Below are 22,525 nucleotides of genomic sequence, written 5' to 3'. Positions count from 1 at the left end.
TTGTTACAATAAGTAGGTTCAATAAGAGCGATTAATTGTGTTCGGAGGTGCAAATATGTCATCAGTTGTTGTTGTAGGTACACAATGGGGAGATGAAGGAAAAGGGAAAATTACTGACTTCCTCTCTAAAAAGGCAGATATTATTGCTCGTTTTGCGGGTGGAGATAACGCTGGTCATACGATTAAATTTGACGGTGAAACATATAAGCTACATTTAATTCCATCAGGTATATTCTATCAGGATAAAATTTCAGTAATGGGAAATGGGTTAGTAATCAATCCAAAGTCTTTAGTAACAGAGCTGCAAGGTCTGCAGGCGCGTGGTATTGATACGTCTAACCTGCGTATTTCTAACCGCGCACATATTATTCTTCCATATCATATCCATCAGGATAAAGTGGAAGAAGCTTCTCGTGGTGATCAAAAAATCGGTACAACATGTAAAGGAATCGGTCCATGCTATCAGGATAAAGTAGCTCGTATCGGTATCCGTGTAGCTGATTTATTGGATAAAGAAGTATTTGAACAAAAGCTTCGTTCAAATGTGGCATTGAAAAATAAGCTATTTGAAAAGTTTTATGAAGTAGAGGGCATTCCATTCGAAGATATTTTCGAAGAGTATTATGGTTACGGACAGGAAATTGCACAATATGTAACAGATACATCGAAAATTTTAAATGATGTATTAGATGAGGGCGGCCGTGTACTATTTGAAGGTGCTCAAGGCGTCATGCTTGATATCGATCAGGGCACATATCCATTCGTTACATCATCTAACCCTGTTGCAGGTGGTGTTGCCATTGGGGCAGGTGTAGGTCCTTCCCAGGTTTCTCGTGTTGTAGGTGTATGCAAAGCGTATACTTCACGTGTTGGAGATGGTCCTTTCCCAACTGAACTATTTGATGAAAAAGGTCATCATATCCGTGAAGTAGGCCGTGAATATGGAACAACGACAGGTCGTCCGCGTCGTGTAGGATGGTTCGATTCAGTTGTCGTACGTCATTCCCGCCGCGTGTCTGGTATTACAGATTTGGCATTGAACTCGATTGATGTGCTATCAGGGCTGGAAACTGTGAAGATTTGTACTGCTTATGAATATAACGGGGAAATCATTACAGAATATCCTGCGAACCTTCATATCATCGAACAGTGTAAACCTGTTTATGAAGAGCTTCCAGGCTGGAGCGAAGATATTACAGGTGTCCGTACAATGGATGAACTTCCGGAAAACGCACGCCGCTATGTAGAACGAATTGTAGAATTGACAGGTATTCAGCTAATGACGTTTTCGGTTGGCCCTGCACGTGAACAAACAAACGTTGTAAATGCGATTTGGGAATAAAAGAAACTGCCTCTTGGGAATGACATCCCGGGGGGCTTTTTTATATAAAAAAGGGTAGAGCATTGAATGGGAAAACCGGCCGGCTGTAGAAAAGAGAGAAGAAAAAATAGATTAAAAAAAGGTAATGACATAAGTCAATTATCCTGGGTAATATGAATTATTTCAAAAGTAATACAATTTCATTACAAAACTTCATTTTTTACCAAACAAAAAAACCAATATGTTAAATTAAAGAAGCGTGAGTCTTTAAATAAGAAATAACTACTTCATATTATAAGAGGATTGTTTGTTGGAAGGAGCTTTATAATGAATTTGAGAGAGAAAACGGCCAAGGAGGAAAAAAGCTTTGTAAGAAGCTTAAAAAACCACCGTGTAAAAATTACCTTTGTAGCAACAATGCTGATGGCATCAACATTCAGCCTTGGTTCTGCAAATGCAGATTCAAAAAATTCCTTTAAGGAAATTTATCACCTTTATAACGGAAACGAATATATTGGCGCAGTATCAAATGAAGAGACAATTAAAGAAATAATAGCAGCTAAAAAGCAAGAGGCAAGCACTCATTACAAAGGATATGTAGTGGATGTTGGCTCTAATATTACGATTATCCCAGAACAAGTATTTACAGCTGCCGCTAATGATACTGAAACAGCAAAGAAACTTGAAAACTCACTTGCAGTAGAAGCAGAGGCAAACGCCATTGTAGTTAATGGGAAGGCAGTTGCTTATGTAAAGGATGCAAGCGATTATGAAAAAGTGATGAATTTGTTAAAGCTTCAATACGTTACCCAACAAGAGCTTGATGCATTGAATAACAGAGCTGCTAGTGGATTAGTACCCCTTACTCAAAATAACCAAACACATGTAACGGAAATTTCTTTTAAAGAAGCAATTACAAGAGAAGAAGCAAAGGTTGACCCTTCAAAAATTCTTACACCTGAAAAGACTGTTGAACTGCTGCTTTCTGGTACCCTTGAAAAAGAAACATATGCGGTGCAGCAAGGGGACGTATTAGGCTCTATTGCCAAAGCCCATCATTTAAGTCTTAAAGAGCTGCTTGATTTAAATCCGGGATTGACAGAGACATCTCTTTTAAAAATCGGACAACCATTAAATGTAACTGTTACCAAACCGATTGTAACGGTCAAGGTAGTAATGGAAAAGTTTAAAGTAGAAAAAATAGATTTTAAAAATATTACAGAAGAAGACGCTACTATGCTAAAAGGCGAATCAAAAGTAAAGCAGGAAGGAAAAGCGGGACAAAAAGAAGTTTTATATACCATTACTTCTGAAAATGGTGTCCGCACAGACAAGCAGGTCACGAAAGAAGCAGTGACTGCCGAACCGATAGATTATATTAAGGTCATCGGAACAAAAGTGATCCCCTCCCGTGGTACAGGGACGTTTGCATGGCCGGCAGCTGGCGGTTATATATCAAGCAACATGGGCGCTCGCTGGGGTGCTCAGCACCGTGGTATAGATATTGCCCGTCCATCCAATTATACGATCAAAGCAACTGATAATGGCGTCGTTACATTTGCAGGATGGGACGGAACATACGGAAATAAAATTGTAGTCAATCATAATAACGGTTATGAAACGATTTATGCCCATCTATCATCCATCACTGTATCTGTAGGCCAGGTGGTCGGCCAAGGTTCGAAAATTGGTATTATGGGATCTACGGGTAACTCGACAGGCACTCATCTGCATTTTGAAGTCCATAAAAACGGTTCCCTCGTAAATCCATTATCTGTGTTACAATAAGTAAGTAGACAGTCCGCGCTAACGGGCTGTCCTTTTTTTTCCTGCTGTGATTATTTCTTGGGAAATAGCTCATGGCTTATACGTGTTTGATGCAAGTAAAGAAAAAGCATGATAGAGTAAGAATATATTGCAATGCGAAAGGAAGATAGAAATGAGTAAAACGATTTTAGTAGTTGACGATGAGAAACCAATCGCAGATATTTTACAATTTAATTTAATTAAAGAAGGATATACAGTTATTTGTGCTTACGATGGAGAAGAGGCATTAGTCCGCGTAGAGGAGCAACAGCCGGATTTAATGTTATTAGATATCATGCTGCCAAAAAGAGATGGGATGGAAGTTTGCCGGGAAATCCGGAAAAAATATGACTTCCCTATTATTATGCTGACAGCAAAAGGATCGGAAATCGATAAGGTACTTGGCCTTGAAATGGGTGCCGATGACTATGTAACAAAGCCATTCAGTACACGTGAATTGATTGCCCGTGTAAAAGCTAATATGCGCCGTCTGAATGTTGCAGCCCAAGTGGACGAGTCAGCGGAGGAATCCAATAATATTACAGTAGGTTCTCTCATTATCCAACCTGATGCTTACCTCGTTTTAAAACGGGGAGAGGCAATTGAGCTGACACATCGTGAGTTTGAACTATTACACTATCTTGCCAAGCATATCGGACAAGTAATGACACGTGAACATCTGCTTCAAACGGTATGGGGCTATGATTATTTCGGCGATGTCCGTACTGTGGATGTAACAATCCGCCGTTTACGCGAGAAAATTGAGGATAACCCAAGCCATCCAACATGGATTGTAACGAGAAGAGGTGTAGGGTACTATCTACGAAATCCTGAACAGGAGTAAGGTGCATGCAAAAGGTAAGCTTTTTTAAATCCATTCATGTAAAGCTTGTATTAATCTATGTACTATTAATTATTATGGCCATTCAAATTATTGGCCTTTATTTTTCAAAGGAACTTGAAGAGAACTTAACGGAGAATTTCAAAGATTCCATAGAGCAGCGTTTGGATCTTGCCCAATACAGCATACGTGAAGAAATGCTGAAAGAGCGTGATGAGTCAATGCCTACACGTGAGGGAAGTCTTGCTGCTATTTTACGTGAATTCTCTACAACAGATATTAATGAAATCCTTATCATTGATGATCGCGACCGTGTACTTGCTACTTCAGATGCTAATAATCAGATGCTTGTCGGGCAGAAATGGACTTCAGACCTTGTAAAGAGGGCGGTGTCCTCAAAGGGCCGTGAAGAGGCAGTATGGCTCGATGACGATAACCGTGTCTGGCTATTGGCTACGCCGATTCTGGATACAGTTGGGTCAAACGGGGAAGTCATGGGAACTATTTATATCGAATCGGATATTGAACGTGTCTTTGAACAGATGAGTGAGATTACCCAGATTTTTGCTATCGGTACAGCAATGGCCCTTATTATTACTATCTTCTTAGGGATTTTAGTAGCGCGGACGATTACGCGGCCGATTTCTGATATGAGAAGACAGGCCCAGGCGATGTCAAAAGGGAACTTTTCCCGAAAGGTGCGTGTGTATGGAACTGATGAGATTGGCCAATTGGCAATTGCCTTTAATAATATGACCAATCGTCTGCAGGAGGCTCAATCTACGACAGAAGCAGAGCGGCGGAAACTGGCAAGCGTGCTTACGAATATGACGGACGGGGTAATTGCAACCGATCGCAAAGGTCGGATCATCCTCATCAATGATCCTGCACTTGACCTGCTGCATGTTTCACGGGAGATGACTTTGAATCGCCCGATTGCTTCAGTACTTGGTATTGAACAGGAATATAGTTTTGAGGATTTGATTTACATGAAGGACCCCGTGAACTTGAATTTCAGCACGATGGAGGCTCCTTATATTTTGCGCGCCAATTTTTCTGTTATCCAAAAAGAAACTGGGTTTGTGAACGGTTTAATTACCGTCCTGCATGATATTACCGAACAGGAGAAGATTGATATGGAACGGCGTGAGTTTGTGGCAAATGTCTCGCATGAGCTTCGGACACCGCTGACAACAATGCGCAGCTATTTGGAGGCACTTGCCGACGGGGCATGGAAGGAAGAAAATATTGCGCCGCACTTCCTGCATGTTACACAAACAGAAACTGAACGTATGATTCGCCTTGTGAATGATCTATTGCAGCTTTCCAAAATGGATAGCCAGGAATATGAATTAAATACAGACTTTGTGGAATTCAATAAATTCTTTGAACGGATTATCGAACGCTTTGAGATGTCAAAGTCTCAAAATGTCCATTTTATCAAACTATTACCTGAAACGAGCTACTTTGTAGATATTGATACTGATAAATTAACACAGGTAATCGATAATATTATCTCCAATGCGATTAAATATTCTCCTGATGGAGGGAATATCCGGTTTGGCTTTACGGTGAGCAATAATATGTTGAAAGTAATGATTTCGGATGACGGTATGGGCATTCCGAAAGAAAATGTTGGCCGTATATTTGACCGTTTCTACCGCGTCGATCGTGCCCGTGCCCGCTCAATGGGCGGTACAGGTCTCGGGCTTGCCATTGCACGGGAAATGATTGAAGCGCACGGCGGGAAAATATGGGCAGAAAGTGAAGAAGGCGTCGGTACGACAATCTTCTTTACGCTTCCATATGCTGAGGATGAAACGGAGGACTGGGAATGAAATACGTAGAACAAGTGAAATCGTTTATATTACTATTTCTTGTCCTCCTGAGCCTATTGTTTACATTTCTCATCTGGAATTACAAGCCTGATTTACTGCCGGGGGACTCGCCAAAAAATGCGGTGACCATCACGGATGAAAAGAAAACATTGGGGGAAGTAATCAGACCATATCGATTGCTTTTTTCCACTGAAGAAGAGTTCAGAGGCACAAGCTCAACAGAGGAAATCGACACATTCATTACTTTTTTAAGTAAGCTGGAAATCAAAAATCTTTCATTAATGGATGCGACTATTTCCGCAAATGAGATAAATGTAATGGTTCGTACAAAAAACCAGATGACGATGTTCTTCCCCACAAACGTGCCGATCCAAGCCTTTTATGACATCCTTTCATTGGATGAAGCAAAAGAGAGTGAAGCATCGTTTAATCGGCTTATCATTGATTGGAGCACACTCAGGGAGGACCAGCATGTACGGCTGTCCTTCCTTAACACGGATGAACAGTCCGGCTATAAAGCAGAAGCAGCTGTTCCAGATATTGCTGCCTTTGAACAGCTATTCGTGAAGAGATCAGAAACTTTCCCTGTATACGCAGAGCTTGAGCGGGCAAAGAATCTTTCTCTTTATCTAATAGAAGGACCGGTAGAAGCAACTCAGTATGAATATTCCAAGGATGAAATTCCGGTCGATACTTTAAAATCTATTTTATTTGAGGACCCGACGATTCCCCAAAAAACATCCGAAGGTACTCAAGATAAATATTCAGACAGTATGTCACAGCTGGTGCTTGATACGAATATGAAAGTGATGAATTATGTGTATCCGGCTGCTGAAAGCAGTGCGCCTATTAACCGATATGAGCTGTTTAAGGATACTTTTGATTTCATTAATGAACATGGCGGCTTTACGGGTGACTATCGGCTGGCATCTATGAATACAGACCGGCACTTAGTAGAGTATCAGCTTTACTGGCAAGGTTATCCGGTATTTGGCAGTAAAGAGCCGTTAACCCGTCTTATTACAACTTGGGGTGAGGGGGATATTTACCGTTACCGGCGCCCGTATTACTTATTGGATCCTGACGTTTTTGAAAAGAGTATTAAGGAGCTCGACGCTGGTAAAGATATAATACAGCATATTAAAGATACAAATGAAGTAAACCTTTCCAAAGTTGATGATATTGTGATCGGCTATTATCTGACGGAAAATGTGGAAAAGAAAGTATATGAAATGGAGCCCGGCTGGTTTATCCTACGCGATAATAGCTGGACACCTCTGATTATGGAGCTTTGGGGAGGTGACGAATATGGATTGGAGTAAGACAAAATCTATATTTATTGGGGTCTTCCTCATTCTAAACATGTTCCTTTATTCGCAGTATATTGAAACATACAATGGGAAAAACCTGGAGAAAAAACCCGGCGAGGAAGATGCTGAAGTGAAGCTGCAAAGTGAAAATATCACATATGATAAGCTGCCTAATTCTGTTGAATCGGCTTTCTTTCTCTCTGCGCAGGTAAAAAAATATTCTTCAGATGATTTTCCTACTAATGATAATCAAGACTACCAGTTACTTAATGATAATCAGCTTGTTGTTAATTTTAAGACACCGATTAAGCTTTCAAGTACGAAGGAGCCAAGTGCTCTTCAAGAGTTTGTGAATCAGTATGTATATGAAGGGAAATCCTTTGTTCTATGGGAAATAGATGAAGAAACACGAACAGCAACGTTCTTCCAAAGTGTAAAGAATGGCACAGTGTATTACAATGAAAAGGGTGGATTACAGCTCCATTGGAATACAAAGGGAGAAGTATATATGTACAAACAGGCGATGCTGGAGAAAATAGAAGAGGTTGGGCGGCCGAGAACAATCGTTCCACCGCTTCAAGTTCTAAAAGGGTTGTATAACCAGAAAATCTTACAAACAAATGACCATATTACCTCTATGAAGCTTGGTTATGCCACACATGTCCAATTTACTGAAAAGCAAGTATTAACCCCTACATGGGAAGTACATGTAAAGACAGACAAAGGGAAAGAACAAATACACTTCGTCAATGCCAATACAGGGACAGTAATGGATTTACAACGTAAAACACAAGAGGTAGGAGAAGAATAAAGGAGTTTAAATAATGCGATTTAGTGTTTTAGCAAGCGGGAGTACAGGAAATGCTGTTTATGTAGAGAATGATGAGCATGCCTTTCTTGTCGATGTCGGCCTCAGCGGGAAAAAGATGGAAGAGCTGTTTGCGAAAATTGATCGTGATATGAAGAAGCTTACCGGTTTACTAGTGACGCATGAACATAGTGACCATATTAAAGGTCTTGGTGTGATAGCACGGAAATATAATGTACCAGTGTATGCTAATGCAAAGACATGGCAGGCGATGGACGGGCTTGTAGGGAATATACCGACTGATTTGCGGTTCCAATTTGATATGGAAACAACAAAGTCTTTTGGCTCCCTATCAATCGAGTCCTTTGCTGTCTCCCATGATGCAGCGGATCCAATGTTTTATATATTCCATGAAAATGACCGTAAGCTTGCTCTTATCACCGATACAGGCTATGTCAGCGATAGAATGAAAGGGCATATTAAAGGAGCAGATTCCTTTGTATTCGAAAGCAACCACGATGTGGGCATGCTGCAAATGGGACGCTACCCATGGAATACTAAACGCCGCATCTTATCTGATGTGGGACATGTTTCCAATGAGGATGCGGCTGTTGCCATGAGTGAGGTAGCATTTGAAAAGCCGACACAGATTTATTTATCCCATTTAAGTAAAGATAATAATATGAAAGAGCTGGCACGTTTAAGTGTGTCGCAAACATTGCAGTCATGTGGTATTCTTACCGGAGAATATCTCCATCTGCATGATACAGATGCCGAGGAACCGACAGCTTTAGTAACAGTTTGATGACATGCCCCGCAATTTGCGGGGCTTTTTTAAATGAGTTTAAAAAAATTTTCATCTAATTTTAATGTTTCACCTGTATTGTAAGGGTACAAACTAAATAGAAGGGGGACGAAAAAAATGGATGAACAACGTAATAATCAAAATAATCCTGAATTAACACCTTTACAGGAACGTTTGAGAAGGGAAGAAGAGGAGCGGAATAGACGTGCTTCTCAAAAAAAGGGAGGAAGCAAGGCAGGGTATTTCATTACCGGGCTATCGGGCGTTATTGTAGGAGTTTTACTCATGTGGCTGCTCCTTCCTTCTTTAGCAGACCAGCTGCCGGGTTCTAAAACGGAAAAAACAGAACAATCCGGTTCGACTGCAGGAGTAGAGCAGACAGCCACTGTTGTTACAACAGACGTAACATCAGCCGTGGAGAAGGTATCAGAGGCGGTAGTCGGCATCTCCAACTATCAGGTCGCTCAAAACTCATTAGGGGGCTTCTGGTTTGGCCAAGGCGGCATGCAGCAAAACCAAAACCAAAACGAAGAGGGCAAACTGCAGGAAGCTGGAACGGGCTCAGGCGTTGTTTATAAAATCGAGAATGGTGAAGCCTATATCGTGACAAACAACCATGTAATCGAAAAAGCTGAAAAGCTGGAAATTACACTAAAGGATGGCTCGAAAAAGGAAGCAACTTTAGTCGGAAGTGATATTTGGACAGATTTAGCCGTTATTAAAGTAAAAGCTGACGGTATTAAAACAGTAGCTAACTTCGGCGATTCAGAAGTGTTAAAGCAAGGGGAAACAGTTATTGCGATTGGTAACCCACTTGGTCTTGACTTCTATGGTTCTGTAACAGTTGGGGTCATATCCGGTACAGACCGTGCCGTGCCGGTTGATTTAAACGGTGATGGAACAGAGGACTGGCAGTCTGAAGTACTTCAAACTGATGCTGCAATCAATGGAGGAAACTCAGGTGGTGCGCTAGTAAACCTAAACGGTGATTTAATTGGTATTAACTCGATGAAAATTGCCTCTGAGCAGGTGGAAGGGCTAGGATTTGCAATTCCAATCAATACGGTTATCCCAATCATCAAGCAGCTGGAGAAAAACGGTGAAGTTGTACGTCCTGCAATGGGTATCTCTTTACTGGATTTAACTGATATCCCGGCGTTTTATCAGGCACAAACACTTGAACTGCCTGAAGGTATCACAACAGGGGTAGTCGTAGCGGAAGTAACAGCTGGTTCAGCAGCAGCAGAAGCAGGTATGAAGCAGTACGATGTGATTTATGAAATGGATGGCGAGAAAATTGAAAACGTCATTGATCTTCGTAAGCACCTTTATACAAAAACAGATGTTGGAGACAAATTAAAAGTAAAAGTGTACCGTGCTGGAAAAACTGTTGAGCTGAATTTAGTGCTAAAAGAAAGCACTGATTAATTAAAACTGTGGATAACTGAATAACTCTTTGCACAACAAGTAGAGAAAGAATAAGCTTTTCTTTCCTACTTGTTTTTTGTTTGTTACAATGGTTTGTGGATAACTTTTAACAAATTGTGAATAAGTTTGTGGAAATTTCAGAATAGTGGAGGATTTAAAAAATGAAAAAATATAGCTGCGAAAACCATATAGATCACGCTTTAGACATGCTTGTGGCAGAAACGGAAGAATACCCGATCATGGATAAACTATCAGATGAAGAAAAGTTATCCACAAAATGTTCCTATTGTGAAGAGCAGGCAACATATATTGTATCAAGTAAATAACTTTACACAATATATAGCATCAGCCTGTTGATATGTGGATAACTTTTGTGGATAAAGTGTTTGTAAATGAAATGTAAAGGTGGATAAGCTGTGAATATAACGATCATATCGGTCGGCAAGCTGAAGGAAAAGTATCTAAAAATGGGAATTGATGAATATGCAAAGCGCCTAGGAAGCTATGCAAAACTTGATTTTGTCGAAGTACCAGACGAAAAAGCACCGGAACAACTATCGGATGCTGAAATGGAAATGGTAAAAAAGAAGGAAGGCGAACGCATTCTTTCTAAAATAAATGAGGGTACATATGTGATCGCCCTTGCACTGGACGGAAAGATGAAAACAAGTGAGCAGATGGCAGCCGATCTTGATGCCCTCATGACATACGGCAAAAGTAAAGTCGCTTTTGTGATCGGCGGATCGCTTGGCCTTCACGATGACGTATTGAAGCGTGCTGATGAAAAGCTCTGCTTCGGCAAAATGACCCTTCCCCACCAGCTTATGAAGCTTGTGCTGGTCGAACAGATTTACCGGAGCTTCCGGATTATTAAGGGGGAACCGTATCATAAGTAAGTGCGGTTTTTCTGAATAAATAGATAGGGGCTGTCCCAAAAGGGTTTTTTAATCAAAAATGCATAAATAGTAAAAATCAGAAATGTTGATTTAACAACATTTCTGATTTTTAATTTCGCTTTGATATGCATAACCATTTTAGAGTTATTTTATGTTGTCTTATTAAAGTAAGTTTAGTCCAAAGCATATAAAAGTCTTGACCGGGCTTTTCATTTCTATAACTTAGTAAACTTTATCACCGTTGAAAATAGAGTTTTTTACGATAACGTAATCTACATTGCGGATAGCATCTAGTTTTGTACCGCCTGCATAAGAGATAGATGATTGAAGATCTTGTTCCATTTCGATCAGTGTATCTTTTAAGCTGCCTTTATGCTCCACGTACATTTTCTTACCTTCTACGTTTTTCTTTTCACCTTTTTGGAATTCAGAAGCAGAACCGAAATATTCTTTGACAAGCTTGCCATCGACTTCGATTGTTTCGCCTGGTGATTCTTCGTGACCAGCAAATAGTGAGCCGATCATGACCATTGAAGCCCCAAAACGTACGGATTTTGCGATATCGCCATGTGTACGTATACCACCGTCTGCAATAATTGGTTTAGTTGCAGCTTTTGCACACCAGCGCAGCGCAGCTAGTTGCCAACCACCTGTACCAAAACCAGTTTTAATTTTTGTAATACATACTTTACCTGGGCCTATGCCCACTTTCGTTGCATCAGCGCCGGCATTTTCAAGTTCACGAACAGCTTCCGGTGTACCAACATTACCAGCAATGACAAAGCTATTCGGTAAAAGCTTTTTAATATGCTGAATCATACGAATAACAGCATTGGAGTGACCATGTGCAATATCAATTGTAATGAATTCAGGTACTAAATTAGCCGCTGCTAGTTCTTCTATGAAAGAATATTCTTCTTCCTTTACCCCAACACTAATAGACGCGATGAGGCCGTGATCTTGCATATTTTTTATGAAATTTGCACGTTTTTCAGGGTTGAAGCGGTGCATTATGTAAAAGTAACCGTTTTCAGCTAATGTCACAGCAATATCTTCATCAATAATAGTTTGCATATTTGCGGGTACTACAGGTAACTTAAAGGTATATCCTCCTAAAGTCACGGAAGTATCACATTGAGAGCGACTTTCTACGATACATTTTGCGGGAATTAGTTGAATATCTTCATAATCAAATACGTTATCCATTATAAACACTCCTAAATACGAATAATATTTATATATTTATTAAAATCGTTCGATATTTGGTAATTTACATGTTTTTTCGCCATATGTCAATGCTTTATTAGTACTTTGAGAAGTAACATTTTTGTATAATGGTATAAATCATATACTGGTTACTTGTATTCTGGCTATGCAGTCGTGGGGAATTATACATGTAGTCTTCTCCTTCAATAAAGGCAGACTACTGGTTAATAGTAAATTGACGTCCATTCTATACGAGTATCGTTTCTACAAATTCTAACTCAGCTAACGGCCATTTTTATAGAGAAAAGCTTGTGTATGGCATTTTGGTTACTATTAAAGTTTTCGAAACGTAAATAATGTAAAAATACATTAAAATTTAAAAATCTCATTTAGCTATATGACGGTGAACCGTATCACAAGTAAGTATGGTTTTTACCGCTTGCTAATAGGAGAATTATTTTAAAATCTATAATATTTGAGATAACGGTTTAACTAAATAAGGAATGGTATTAAATATATTGTAAAATAGATATGCTCCATAAAGGAAAGCGGGAAAATAGGTTAATAACCTTAAATAAAATTTAAGTAAAGAGAGTATCAAATGTTAGAATATACAATTTGTTTTATAAAAAAGGGAAATGAGATTTTAATGCTAAACCGAAATAAAAAGCCTAATATGGGATTGTGGAATGGCGTAGGAGGAAAAATTGAAAGAAATGAATCACATATTGAGTCAGTGATACGAGAAACCTTTGAAGAAACAGGGATAAAGATAGATAACCCTGTTTATACAGGGAATGTTGTATGGAAAAGTAATCGTGGAGATGGAGGGATGTATGTTTATTTATCAGATATACCAGAGGAGATAAATGTGCAAACCCCCATCTCAACTATTGAGGGAATTCTTGAATGGAAAAGTATTGATTGGCTTACGAATCCCAATAATATAGGGGTGGTTCCCAATATTAAATATTATTTGCCTGAAATACTAGAAGGGAAGTTTGGGTTGGAACATCAATTCATCTATGAAGATGGGATCATTCTTGATTATTCAACAATAAAACTGAATAATTAATAGGTATGGGCTGCGTGAGAAGACTAATCGTATTGCATGCTGAAAAAATTAGAAACAAAGAGGCTGGGACAGCACTAGTCTCAGCCTCCTTACAATTTTTATTTTTCCTCTTTATAAAAACGTTCGCCGGATTCTGGGTTGAAATACACTACTAATCTTTTATTTGTAATTGGATCAATTGAAATTTCATTTGTCCGTATGAATCCTTTTGGTACTTGGGTGCCATGTTTTGTTTTGAAACGGCGATCCCAAATAAGCCATGAGCCGATAATTAAAAGTATCAGGATCAATAACTGGATACCGTAAAACCCTATAATCCATTTCATTAATTATCTCTTTTCTACAATAACTGCTGTTCCGTAAGCCACAATCTCACTCATGTTTTGACCGATTTCACCAGAGTCAAAACGCATCATAATAATAGCGTTTGCACCCATTGCTGTAGCATTTTTCACCATACGATCCATCGCTTGTTTTCTGGCATCTTCAAGCATTTCTGTATACTGATTTATTTCTCCACCTACTAACCCTTTAAAAGAAGCCATAATATCTTTACCAATTCCTCTGGCTCTAACAGTTAACCCAAATACCGGCCCTAACACTTCTGTAATCTGGTGATTAGCAATATTTTCAGTTGTTACGATCATCATACGAATCCGCTCCCTAACAAGGATAATAACTACCTATTTATAATATAATATATCCTTAGAAAAATGGGGATATTACCCAACGAAATTTTTCATTAAAACTTCAATTAGATATATTATGGCAAATCGTCTCATAAACGTGGTACATGAAAAAACCACTAAGACCGTTAGTGATCAACGGTTTTTAGTGGTTTTGTAGTAAAGAGGTTACCCGAATTATGTTATAAAACGAAACTAACGATGATACTTGAAAGGATACTTACAAGTGTAGCACCATATAACAGCTTCAATCCAAAACGCGCGACGGCATTCCCCTGCTTTTCATTCAGACTTTTGACAGCCCCGACAATAATGCCGATGGATGAAAAGTTGGCGAAGGAAACGAGGAATACAGAAAGAATTCCCATTGTTCGTTCACTAAAGTGATAATTGCCTCCTGATAAATCTAGCATCGCTACAAACTCATTAGTTAACAGCTTAGTTGCCATAATTGCTCCGGCACTAACCGCTTCTGAGAAAGGAATCCCCATAAGAAAGGCTATTGGAGCAAATATATAACCTAATATCGTCTGGAAGGAAACATTAAATAACAGCTCGAACACATAGTTGAATGCAGCCATTAATGCAATGAACCCAATCAACATAGCCCCGACGATAATCGCTACCTTAAAACCATCAAGGATATACTCACCGAGCATTTCGAAAAAGGATTGCTTTTCCTGCTCCTGTATTTCTAATATATCCTCCTGTGGGTCAACTGTGTAAGGATTAATAATAGTAGCTATGATAAAACCGCCAAATAGATTTAAAACTAAGGCTGTCACAACATATTTCGGTTCCAGCATCGTCATATAAGCGCCCACAATGGACATCGATACAGTCGACATCGCTGAGGCGCATAAAGTATACAAACGCTGGTTGGAAAGCATGCCGAGTTGTTTTTTTAAGGTAATGAAAACTTCCGATTGCCCGACCATCAGTGAAGCAACTGCATTATATGATTCAAGTTTCCCCATGCCGTTTATTTTACTTAATAACAATCCGATGCCCTTCATAAGGAATGGTAGTATTTTCAAGTGCTGAAGAATACCAATCAATACGGAAATAAATACAATTGGCAGTAATACAGTTAAAAAGAATGGAGATTCTCCCTCATTCGCTATACCGCCAAATACGAAGGAAACACCTTCGCTTGCGAATTCGAGCAGTCTGCTGAAAACAGCAGCGACCCCCTTAATAATGACCAGCCCCACTTCTGTATTCAACAGTAACAATGATAAAAGAATTTGAATGACAAGCATTATAATAATTGGTTTAAACTTTATTTCTTTTCGGTTGGAGCTTGCCAACCAGGCAAAAAACAATACAACGAGAATACCTAAAATAGAAATAACGTATTGCACAGATAACCTCCAGGTGAATTTATTGATTTGTTATTTTACGATAACATTACCGCAGAATAATAACCCCTTTTACTTGTGATTGCAATAGATATTTTGTCCATCTTTTATAAAAAGGAATCAGACATAGTTTATTTAAATAAAAATACCTATCGTGAGGCTTATTACTATAACAAAAAATATGGATATTATAGTATTTATCACCAGTTTGCGATGGAGACTCATGTTTGTCCGGAAGTTATATAAATTCCATTTCAATCCCTACAAAAAGCAAATGGAATTGGCCGGTAACATAATCGATTATTCACGATCGCCTTTTACTCCGATGTTTTAGAGAAATAGAAAATTAGGAGTATTTGCTAATATGATGTAAGAATTATATATTACCCGCATATAAAGTATTTACTCCCCTAGAATTACTTTTGGATATATCATAATATTTTCCTGTTAAAAAGGATGGACATACTGGCGATAAAAGAGAAGGAGAGAGCTGAAATTTATTTTGTACTTTATTTTTCATAGGAATATAGTTTAGATAAAATAGTTTGTTCTTAATGAGCATCGCACTTTTAATCTTCAGCACTCCGATACAATAGTAAGAATTACTTAGCATGGAGCGCGTATTTAATTGAAAGTCTGTAACTATTTTTCCTCATAATGGAAATAAACCGAATGTATTGAAAATGGATTGTCGCTTGATTGAAGAAAATTACTATAAACTGGGAGGACCACAATGCACTCTATAAAAGCGAAATCTAGAAGTTTAATATTTACGAGCTCATTATTTCTCTCTGTACTTATCATTATTGTTATCGGATTAATGATAACCCTATCCATCCGTGATCAACGAGAGACGTACTTTCACCAATTTAATGAATATGGAAATGTATTTAAATCCTTAACTCAACAAAATGAGCCTCTTGTTGCCGAAGCGACAAAGGCAATTCTTGAGAAAGAACCACTAGAAGGAGAACCATTCGAGGAACTCCCTCATATTTTGAATTCCATGACATCCAATAGTATGGTAACAGCTGTTTATCTATTAACGCCGGATATTGTCAAGAAGGATGGCAATGACTACCTCTATAATTCAGAATACGGGCGGGACCCTGCTGAGCCAACTGATGTCTTAGGGACATTATATAAAGTAGATTCCGAATTTCTTAAAGGCTATAATGACGCAATGAATAACGGCAGTGCCTTAACTGATGTTTACACTGATGAAGGAGGGACTTTCATCTCATATTTAGCCCCGATTAATGATGAAAACGGGAAGCCGGTTGCGCTGTTTGGTGTCGACTTTGATTATGGGGTTGTTCAAAAGGAGCTGCAGCGAATTTTATGGACGAATATAGCAGTTGGTATCATTTCTGTTCTTTTGTTAATCGGGCTGATTGTATTCATTCTTCGTAAAATGCTGCGCCCGCTTGCTCATTTAGCCGAAATGTCTGAACACGCTTCGAAAGGTGATTTAACTATAGAGATTCCTGTGCTGAATCATAATGAAATTGGTAAAGCGGCAGATTCATTTAATCAGATGATTAGCGGTCTTCGGGTATTAACCCGTAACATCCAAAACTCCTCGAACGAAGTAGCTGTATCTTCCGCTCAATTACAAGAGAGTGCTGCACAAACCGAAGCAGCTACCGAGGAAATCACAGATGCCATTCAGAATATTGCGGTTGGACTCGATGAACAGCTTCGCCATACTAATGACAGCCAACAGGCAATGAAAGAAATGGGAATAGGTATTCATAGAATTGCGGATGCTTCCTCCATTGTCTCAGAATTGGCCTCGACTACAGCAAATAGCGCAATTGCAGGAATGAAGGATATAGAAACAACAGTTGCTCAAATGAACGCAATCGAACAAAATTTGAAAACATCGGTCGATGCAATCTATGGACTGAAAAAATTGAGCGATCAAGTCCATGAAATGGTGACGTTAATAGGAAGCATTGCTAATCAGACTAATTTACTTGCACTTAATGCATCGATTGAAGCATCGAGGGCAGGAGAGCATGGTAAAGGTTTTGCCGTAGTAGCGCAGGAAATTCGTAAACTCGCTGAACAGTCCAAAACCTCCTCGGAGAAAATAACTAATATGCTCCAAGGCATCAGCGATTACACAAGTAAAACAGTGGTATCATTAGACAAGTCAATGACAGAAGCACAAACGGGTACACATATCGCCAATAAGACTGGACAAACATTCAGCGCAATTGTGGAATCGATTCAGAAAGTATCCGAGCAGGTTGAGGAAGTGTCTGCTGCTTCAGAGCAGCTATCGGCAGGAAGTGAGCTGGTTGCTGCTTCACTAACAGTATTGAAAGAAATTACAGATTCATCTTCAGCCAAATCTGCGCATGTGGCCGCCTCCTCGGAGGAACAACTAGCAGCTATGCAGGAGGTAGCCAGTTTTGCAGCTATGCTTCATGAATTGGCGGATGAATTGAAGCAGAGTGTTGCCCGTTTCCGTGTAAAGTAGCCATTGTTATAAAAATTTAAAATCTCCCCAATATAGGAAAACAGATTTTATTTTTCATCTGTTTCCTTATTGGGGAGCGTACTATTCAACTTATTAATAATTGATAAGCAAGACTGCCTGTAGATGGACTACAGGCTTTTTTCATCGTCCGTTAATAAATTTTGAATAACGAGGTTTGTTATATTCGGAACTATTTCCAGTGAGTATTTCATTTCCATTCTTTCTAGCTTCTTGTGAGCATCTAAGCCATATGGGCCAATATTAATAACAGGGACATTTATATCCCGGATATCTTGAAACTCCACGTAGTGTTTTGTACCCCAGCCAGGGTTATTTCTCGAAACGGCGTTGATGCCCTCTTCATCATCACTTAAGGCCATAAAGCTCATATCAGAAATATACGGGAAGAAGTTCCGCGTAACAATAGGGTGTGGATATTCCGGCTGTATCGCCTCCACTGCTTTATCAAGTGCGCTAATTAAGTTAAGCTCATCATCTGTTTTCCCTGTTACTTCAATTCGGGGTGAGTATAGAGAAGAGTAAAATAAAATAATAGCCGGATCTTTATCCCTCATCCATTTCCAGGCTTCCTCGACAACTCGTGCAGCAAACATACGTGTATCTAATTCCGCATTCGTCAGAAGGGCTTGTTTAAATTCATTCATATGTGCAATGAATGAATCACCGTTTTCTTCGATTAGTAATTGCTCCATTTCCTCATATGTGAAAACTCTCGGCTTCCACGGGGGTGAGACAAAGCGTTCGCCGCTCATTTCACTATATGTACGGTATCTCTCTTCAAAAGTATCCAGCGCATTGGCAAAAGCGATCATCGCCTGTTCTTTAAGTTTGTCCAGTACATCTTTTGGAGACCAGGAATGAATGAAGAAATTATAATACACATAAGCCGATAGAGCTGTTTGAACAGTATAAGATGGCTTTAAGTCTGTTTGTTTTAGTGATACAGGCGGAACTGTCGTTTCCCCGTAGGCTTCGTTGCAAAGCTCGGGATTGTAGTTTATCTGCTTTGTCAGTTCAGCAGCGATAAAGTTAGGGTCCAAACCTTCAAAAGCTGAGCCGACATGGGTTTCTGCACCCGTTATAAAGAAAGAAGGCAGCAGTTTCCCCACCGTTCCCTTATAGATATAGCGGTTTTCATCACCTTCAAAGCGGGGTGAAACAAAATCAGAGTTGATAGCCGCAATATATTCAAAACCATGTTCTTCCTTCCACTTTTTCAATGTTTTTAAAGAGGAAAGGACACCGTGTGAGCCATCTTCTTCATCACATTCTGCCAATAACAAAATATTGCCGTCCAGTTCCTCGAGATGTTCAGAATAGTACTTTAAGAGATAGAGATTGCTGGCAACGCCGCTTTTCATATCAAGGACCCCACGGCCAAACAACCAATCCCCGGATTCTAAATGTTCTTTGGCTGAAGCAGGGAGCTTTTCTTTTTTTAATGCTTCTATCAGCTCATCCGGAGAACAAGCATGCTCTTTCAATTGGTTGAAATCATCAATTCCGACCGTATCTATATGGCCCATTAAAATAATTGTGCGGTTGCTGTTTCCTTTTTTTCCTTTAACGAATGCCATAACATTATATCGTTCCTGGTCATCGTTAATAGTTTTTTCTAAAGCTACTGAGCCAGGGTTATGTAAAAAGTATGGTAATGAAGAGATAGTTCCGAATAAAGAATGGGCGATTGCTCCCTCGCCAGTTGTATTTACAATACTTTCTATGCTAACAAGCTGTTTCGTATAAGTAAGTATATCGTCACGGCAATTCAACATATGACTGTCTCCTTTTCTTGTGAATTATTTTTAACAAAATGTAACTTAAGATATAAAACTCGTCAAGTGCATAATTATACAAATAAACTAAATTGCTATTGTACTATTTAAAAAATTCAACTATAATGAAAAACGTTATATTAAATTTCATATTAAATCCTCATCTGTTGCATTAGATGGGGTAGAGGTCGCGGTTTATAAAAGTATCCTATTGGAGATTTAGTGAAATCTAGGAAAATAGGAAAAAGGATAAATCGCCGAAGCTTTTTGAAATCACTATTTTCAATAAAGCTGGGGCTGTACTCGAATAGGGGCAGAACTGTCACAATTCCTTTGAATTGTGGAGAACTATCACGACAAATGCAAAGAGATGAGGGTGTATTTAAGACACTGTCATATAAAAGCGACAGTGTCTTTTTATTTTAAAGGAGGAACAAATATGAAAAAGCTTTCTATTTTTTTAGTTGCTGCAATGTTATTGCTTTTATCTGCATGCGGCACGCAGAAAAGTGATCAGGGAGAAAAAGAGACAAAATCAGGTGGATCCGAAAATGAGCTAGTCAAAGAAGGATCATTAACATTTGCGATGACAGGGCAGTATCCGCCATTGAACTTCAAACAGGATGGTAAATTAACTGGATTTGATGTGGAGATTGGTACTGAAATTGCTAAGCGGATGGGACTTGAGGCGAATCCTGTAACAAATCCGTGGGAAACAATTATTCAGGGACTGAAGGCAAATAAATATGATGCGATTATTGGAAGCATGACTGCAACACCTGAACGTGATAAGCAAATTGATTTTACTGAACCATATTATTTGTCAGGTGCACAAATTTTTGTGGCAGAAAACAATAAGGATACCCAGTCAAAAGAAGATTTGAAAGGTAAAACAATTGGAGTTATACAAGCAAGTACTTGGAAGGATATGGCTGAAACATTAACTTCCCCAGATAAGGTGAAAGGCTATCCGGTAGATGTGAATGCACTGCAGGATTTGGCACTGGGACGCTTGGATGCGGTTATCACCGATAAAATAGTTGGTGTAAGTGCAAAAAATGAAAAGGGTTTAAAAATTGAACCGATTGGCGATTTGTTAAATGAGGACCGTGTGAGTATAGGGGTTACGGAAGGAAATAAAGATCTCGCAAACAAAATCAACGAGGCGCTTCAGTCTATGATAGATGATGGTACATACGAAGAAATCAGTATGAAGTGGTTTAATACAAACATTATGGAAAAATAGCTATTAGCATTTCAGGCAAGCGTCTTTCACTAGGCGCTTGCACTATAAAGGAAGGGGGCGGGTCTCATGGTGTTTTTACAAAATATCGCGGATATTTTTAGTGAACATGGAGTTGCCTTTTTAAAAGCTTCTTGGATGACAATTTCGATAACAGCCATTTCATTGCTATTTGCGATGATTATTGGGCTTATTTTTGCTAGTTTTAAAATTTCTTCAAATAGGATTCTGAATTGGATTGCCGATATTTATATTGGAATTATCAGGGGCACGCCTCTCATTGTTCAGATTATGTTTTTATATTATGGATTGGCCAATATCATTAATTTGGATAGTTTCACAGCAGGTGCATTGGCATTAGGTGTTCATACTGGTGCTTATATTGCTGAAATTTTCAGGGGATCTGTACAATCAATTGATCGTGGACAGATGGAAGCTGCAAGGTCTTTAGGGATGTCCTCCTCGCTTGCAATGAGAAGAATTATTTTTCCGCAGGCTTTCAAAAGATCCATCCCCCCGTTGGCCAATCAGTTTATTATCGGCTTGAAAGATTCTTCTCTTGTCGCCTATATTTCGGTAACAGATTTGTATAACACGGCTCTAGGGGTTCAGGGAGAAAACTATATGCCATTTGAAACTTATTTTGTGGTCGGAATCTATTATTTAGTAATTGTACTTATTTTCACTTGGATTGCGAAACGGATGGAGCAGAAAATGGATGTTAGCAGGCCTAAGGAGGTTAGCGTAGCATGATCGAAATTCATAATCTTTCAAAGTCCTTTGGAAAGCTTGAAGTCTTGAAGAATATCGACTTACATATAAATGAGAAGGAGGTAGTTGTTTTAATCGGTGCAAGTGGTTCAGGTAAGAGCACATTACTACGGTGCCTAAACTTTTTAGAAGTGGCGCAGGGCGGCGAAATTTTCATTAACGCCGAAAAAATAGATATAGCCAAAACAGATTTAAATAAAGTAAGGGAAAAAGTAGGGATGGTGTTCCAGCACTTTAATCTTTTTCCCCATAAAACCGTGCTTGAAAATATTATTGAGGCGCCGGTTTTTGTTAAAAAGAAAGCAAAAAGTGAAGCTATTGCAAAAGCAAAGGAACTCCTTCAAAAGGTAGGCTTAAAGGATAAAGCCAACTATTACCCTGAACAGTTATCTGGGGGACAGAAGCAGCGTGTGGCGATTGCAAGAGCGCTAGCGATGGAACCGAAAGTGATGCTTTTTGATGAGCCGACTTCCGCCCTGGATCCAGAGCTAGTCGGTGAAGTCCTTCAGGTTATGAAGGATCTCGCAAGTGAAGGAATGACAATGGTGATCGTGACCCATGAAATGGGGTTCGCAAAAGAAGTGGCAGATAGGGTCATCATGCTTGCAGACGGCCATATTATTGAAGAAGGACATCCAAACGATATTTTTGCGCAGCCGAAACATGAGCGAACACAAAGGTTTTTGAATCAAATATTGTAAAAATAAAAAAACCTGCCTTCCGCTTTATGAGAAGGTAGGTTTTTGTTAAATATACTGTGATGTTCGTAACATTCGAAATCATAAGCATTATTTTTTGCAAAAGACAGAACAGAAGAATCCATTTACTTATAAATAAAGAAAAAGT

At 39.1% G+C, this 22,525-nt stretch carries 20 protein-coding genes and 1 riboswitch; of the genes, 15 read left to right on the top strand and 5 right to left on the bottom strand.

The features are described 5' to 3' along the window. The first annotated feature begins 55 nt into the window (after positions 1 to 55). The 10 genes from BOD01S_RS18385 (at position 56) to rlmH (ending at position 11,053) form a co-directional block, all read left to right on the top strand. Positions 56 to 1,342 carry an adenylosuccinate synthase gene (locus BOD01S_RS18385; protein WP_036152145.1) on the top strand — a complete coding sequence of 429 codons (1,287 nt, stop codon included), beginning with the start codon at positions 56 to 58 and terminating at the stop codon, positions 1,340 to 1,342. A 306-nt stretch (positions 1,343 to 1,648) separates the two neighbouring features. Continuing rightward, positions 1,649 to 3,109: a M23 family metallopeptidase gene (locus tag BOD01S_RS18380; protein WP_036152142.1), complete on the top strand. Its 1,461-nt coding sequence runs from the start codon at positions 1,649 to 1,651 to the stop codon at positions 3,107 to 3,109. A 151-nt stretch (positions 3,110 to 3,260) separates the two neighbouring features. Further along, positions 3,261 to 3,971: a response regulator YycF gene (yycF, locus tag BOD01S_RS18375; RefSeq protein ID WP_036152140.1), complete on the top strand. Its 711-nt coding sequence runs from the start codon at positions 3,261 to 3,263 to the stop codon at positions 3,969 to 3,971. 5 nt (positions 3,972 to 3,976) lie between these two features. Next, positions 3,977 to 5,806, top strand: coding sequence for a cell wall metabolism sensor histidine kinase WalK (gene walK, locus BOD01S_RS18370; protein WP_036152137.1), 1,830 nt, complete (start codon positions 3,977 to 3,979; stop codon positions 5,804 to 5,806). Next, positions 5,803 to 7,128, top strand: coding sequence for a YycH family regulatory protein (locus BOD01S_RS18365; protein WP_036152135.1), 1,326 nt, complete (start codon positions 5,803 to 5,805; stop codon positions 7,126 to 7,128). Before walK ends, BOD01S_RS18365 begins: the two co-directional genes overlap by 4 nt. Next, positions 7,115 to 7,927 carry a two-component system regulatory protein YycI gene (locus BOD01S_RS18360; RefSeq protein ID WP_036152133.1) on the top strand — a complete coding sequence of 271 codons (813 nt, stop codon included), beginning with the start codon at positions 7,115 to 7,117 and terminating at the stop codon, positions 7,925 to 7,927. The genes BOD01S_RS18365 and BOD01S_RS18360 overlap by 14 nt, the downstream gene beginning before the upstream one ends. Positions 7,928 to 7,940: 13 nt before the next feature. Beyond that, positions 7,941 to 8,729, top strand: coding sequence for an MBL fold metallo-hydrolase (locus BOD01S_RS18355; protein ID WP_036152132.1), 789 nt, complete (start codon positions 7,941 to 7,943; stop codon positions 8,727 to 8,729). A gap of 117 nt (positions 8,730 to 8,846) precedes the next feature. Beyond that, positions 8,847 to 10,157: a S1C family serine protease gene (locus tag BOD01S_RS18350; RefSeq protein WP_036152130.1), complete on the top strand. Its 1,311-nt coding sequence runs from the start codon at positions 8,847 to 8,849 to the stop codon at positions 10,155 to 10,157. Positions 10,158 to 10,318: 161 nt separating this feature from the next. Next, on the top strand, positions 10,319 to 10,483 hold the full coding sequence (locus BOD01S_RS22710) for a CxxH/CxxC protein (RefSeq protein ID WP_036152128.1): 165 nt from the start codon (positions 10,319 to 10,321) through the stop codon (positions 10,481 to 10,483). 90 nt (positions 10,484 to 10,573) lie between these two features. Next, the gene (rlmH, locus tag BOD01S_RS18345) at positions 10,574 to 11,053 is read left to right on the top strand and encodes a 23S rRNA (pseudouridine(1915)-N(3))-methyltransferase RlmH (RefSeq protein ID WP_036152126.1); all 480 of its coding nucleotides are present in this window, start codon (positions 10,574 to 10,576) and stop codon (positions 11,051 to 11,053) included. 222 nt (positions 11,054 to 11,275) lie between these two features. Here rlmH and guaC read toward each other — a convergent pair whose 3' ends face one another. Continuing rightward, positions 11,276 to 12,259 carry a GMP reductase gene (guaC, locus tag BOD01S_RS18340; protein WP_036152124.1) on the bottom strand — a complete coding sequence of 328 codons (984 nt, stop codon included), beginning with the start codon at positions 12,257 to 12,259 and terminating at the stop codon, positions 11,276 to 11,278. A 601-nt stretch (positions 12,260 to 12,860) separates the two neighbouring features. Here guaC and BOD01S_RS18335 point away from each other — a divergent pair. Continuing rightward, positions 12,861 to 13,334 (top strand): NUDIX hydrolase, encoded by a 474-nt coding sequence (locus BOD01S_RS18335; protein ID WP_036152122.1) that lies wholly within the window; start codon positions 12,861 to 12,863, stop codon positions 13,332 to 13,334. A gap of 98 nt (positions 13,335 to 13,432) precedes the next feature. Here the strand turns inward: BOD01S_RS18335 and BOD01S_RS18330 are convergent, their stop codons facing one another. The 3 genes from BOD01S_RS18330 to BOD01S_RS18320 form a co-directional block, all read right to left on the bottom strand. Then, positions 13,433 to 13,660, bottom strand: coding sequence for a hypothetical protein (locus BOD01S_RS18330; protein WP_036152119.1), 228 nt, complete (start codon positions 13,658 to 13,660; stop codon positions 13,433 to 13,435). A 3-nt stretch (positions 13,661 to 13,663) separates the two neighbouring features. Continuing rightward, positions 13,664 to 13,984 (bottom strand): YbjQ family protein, encoded by a 321-nt coding sequence (locus tag BOD01S_RS18325; RefSeq protein ID WP_036152117.1) that lies wholly within the window; start codon positions 13,982 to 13,984, stop codon positions 13,664 to 13,666. 218 nt (positions 13,985 to 14,202) lie between these two features. Continuing rightward, complete coding sequence (locus BOD01S_RS18320) at positions 14,203 to 15,384, bottom strand: NupC/NupG family nucleoside CNT transporter (RefSeq protein ID WP_036152114.1); 1,182 nt, start codon at positions 15,382 to 15,384, stop codon at positions 14,203 to 14,205. Between the two features lie 730 nt (positions 15,385 to 16,114). Between BOD01S_RS18320 and BOD01S_RS18315 the strand changes: the two genes are divergently transcribed. Beyond that, the gene (locus BOD01S_RS18315) at positions 16,115 to 17,869 is read left to right on the top strand and encodes a methyl-accepting chemotaxis protein (RefSeq protein WP_036152113.1); all 1,755 of its coding nucleotides are present in this window, start codon (positions 16,115 to 16,117) and stop codon (positions 17,867 to 17,869) included. A 128-nt stretch (positions 17,870 to 17,997) separates the two neighbouring features. On the opposite strand, the gene BOD01S_RS18310 is transcribed toward BOD01S_RS18315, so the two are convergent. Then, positions 17,998 to 19,665, bottom strand: coding sequence for a M20/M25/M40 family metallo-hydrolase (locus BOD01S_RS18310; RefSeq protein WP_036152112.1), 1,668 nt, complete (start codon positions 19,663 to 19,665; stop codon positions 17,998 to 18,000). A gap of 174 nt (positions 19,666 to 19,839) precedes the next feature. Further along, positions 19,840 to 20,024, top strand: a riboswitch (Lysine riboswitch). Between the two features lie 80 nt (positions 20,025 to 20,104). Here BOD01S_RS18310 and BOD01S_RS18305 point away from each other — a divergent pair. From BOD01S_RS18305 to BOD01S_RS18295, 3 genes are all read left to right on the top strand, one after another. Beyond that, positions 20,105 to 20,911 (top strand): ABC transporter substrate-binding protein, encoded by an 807-nt coding sequence (locus tag BOD01S_RS18305; RefSeq protein ID WP_036152111.1) that lies wholly within the window; start codon positions 20,105 to 20,107, stop codon positions 20,909 to 20,911. Between the two features lie 66 nt (positions 20,912 to 20,977). Then, the gene (locus BOD01S_RS18300) at positions 20,978 to 21,661 is read left to right on the top strand and encodes an amino acid ABC transporter permease (RefSeq protein ID WP_052124730.1); all 684 of its coding nucleotides are present in this window, start codon (positions 20,978 to 20,980) and stop codon (positions 21,659 to 21,661) included. Next, positions 21,658 to 22,380, top strand: a complete 723-nt coding sequence (locus tag BOD01S_RS18295; RefSeq protein WP_036152110.1) for an amino acid ABC transporter ATP-binding protein — start codon at positions 21,658 to 21,660, stop codon at positions 22,378 to 22,380. Before BOD01S_RS18300 ends, BOD01S_RS18295 begins: the two co-directional genes overlap by 4 nt. Positions 22,381 to 22,525: the final 145 nt, after the last annotated feature.

The sequence above is a fragment of the Lysinibacillus odysseyi 34hs-1 = NBRC 100172 genome, from assembly GCF_001591965.1.
In the GTDB taxonomy this organism is placed as follows: Bacteria; Bacillota; Bacilli; order Bacillales_A; family Planococcaceae; genus Lysinibacillus_B; species Lysinibacillus_B odysseyi.
Note: the sequence above shows the minus strand (reverse complement) of the source record. Positions and strands in the feature narration are given on the sequence as shown.

Excerpts from the sequence above, each read along its gene's own strand:
- BOD01S_RS18385 (WP_036152145.1), top strand. The coding sequence starts at position 56 with ATGTCATCAGTTGTTGTTGTAGGTACACAATGGGGAGATGAAGGAAAA.
- BOD01S_RS18380 (WP_036152142.1), top strand. The coding sequence starts at position 1,649 with ATGAATTTGAGAGAGAAAACGGCCAAGGAGGAAAAAAGCTTTGTAAGA.
- yycF (WP_036152140.1), top strand. The coding sequence starts at position 3,261 with ATGAGTAAAACGATTTTAGTAGTTGACGATGAGAAACCAATCGCAGAT.
- walK (WP_036152137.1), top strand. The coding sequence starts at position 3,977 with ATGCAAAAGGTAAGCTTTTTTAAATCCATTCATGTAAAGCTTGTATTA.
- BOD01S_RS18365 (WP_036152135.1), top strand. The coding sequence starts at position 5,803 with ATGAAATACGTAGAACAAGTGAAATCGTTTATATTACTATTTCTTGTC.
- BOD01S_RS18360 (WP_036152133.1), top strand. The coding sequence starts at position 7,115 with ATGGATTGGAGTAAGACAAAATCTATATTTATTGGGGTCTTCCTCATT.
- BOD01S_RS18355 (WP_036152132.1), top strand. The coding sequence starts at position 7,941 with ATGCGATTTAGTGTTTTAGCAAGCGGGAGTACAGGAAATGCTGTTTAT.
- BOD01S_RS18350 (WP_036152130.1), top strand. The coding sequence starts at position 8,847 with ATGGATGAACAACGTAATAATCAAAATAATCCTGAATTAACACCTTTA.
- BOD01S_RS22710 (WP_036152128.1), top strand. The coding sequence starts at position 10,319 with ATGAAAAAATATAGCTGCGAAAACCATATAGATCACGCTTTAGACATG.
- guaC (WP_036152124.1), bottom strand. The coding sequence starts at position 12,259 with ATGGATAACGTATTTGATTATGAAGATATTCAACTAATTCCCGCAAAA.
- BOD01S_RS18335 (WP_036152122.1), top strand. The coding sequence starts at position 12,861 with ATGTTAGAATATACAATTTGTTTTATAAAAAAGGGAAATGAGATTTTA.
- BOD01S_RS18330 (WP_036152119.1), bottom strand. The coding sequence starts at position 13,660 with ATGAAATGGATTATAGGGTTTTACGGTATCCAGTTATTGATCCTGATA.
- BOD01S_RS18325 (WP_036152117.1), bottom strand. The coding sequence starts at position 13,984 with ATGATGATCGTAACAACTGAAAATATTGCTAATCACCAGATTACAGAA.
- BOD01S_RS18315 (WP_036152113.1), top strand. The coding sequence starts at position 16,115 with ATGCACTCTATAAAAGCGAAATCTAGAAGTTTAATATTTACGAGCTCA.
- BOD01S_RS18310 (WP_036152112.1), bottom strand. The coding sequence starts at position 19,665 with ATGTTGAATTGCCGTGACGATATACTTACTTATACGAAACAGCTTGTT.
- BOD01S_RS18305 (WP_036152111.1), top strand. The coding sequence starts at position 20,105 with ATGAAAAAGCTTTCTATTTTTTTAGTTGCTGCAATGTTATTGCTTTTA.
- BOD01S_RS18300 (WP_052124730.1), top strand. The coding sequence starts at position 20,978 with ATGGTGTTTTTACAAAATATCGCGGATATTTTTAGTGAACATGGAGTT.
- BOD01S_RS18295 (WP_036152110.1), top strand. The coding sequence starts at position 21,658 with ATGATCGAAATTCATAATCTTTCAAAGTCCTTTGGAAAGCTTGAAGTC.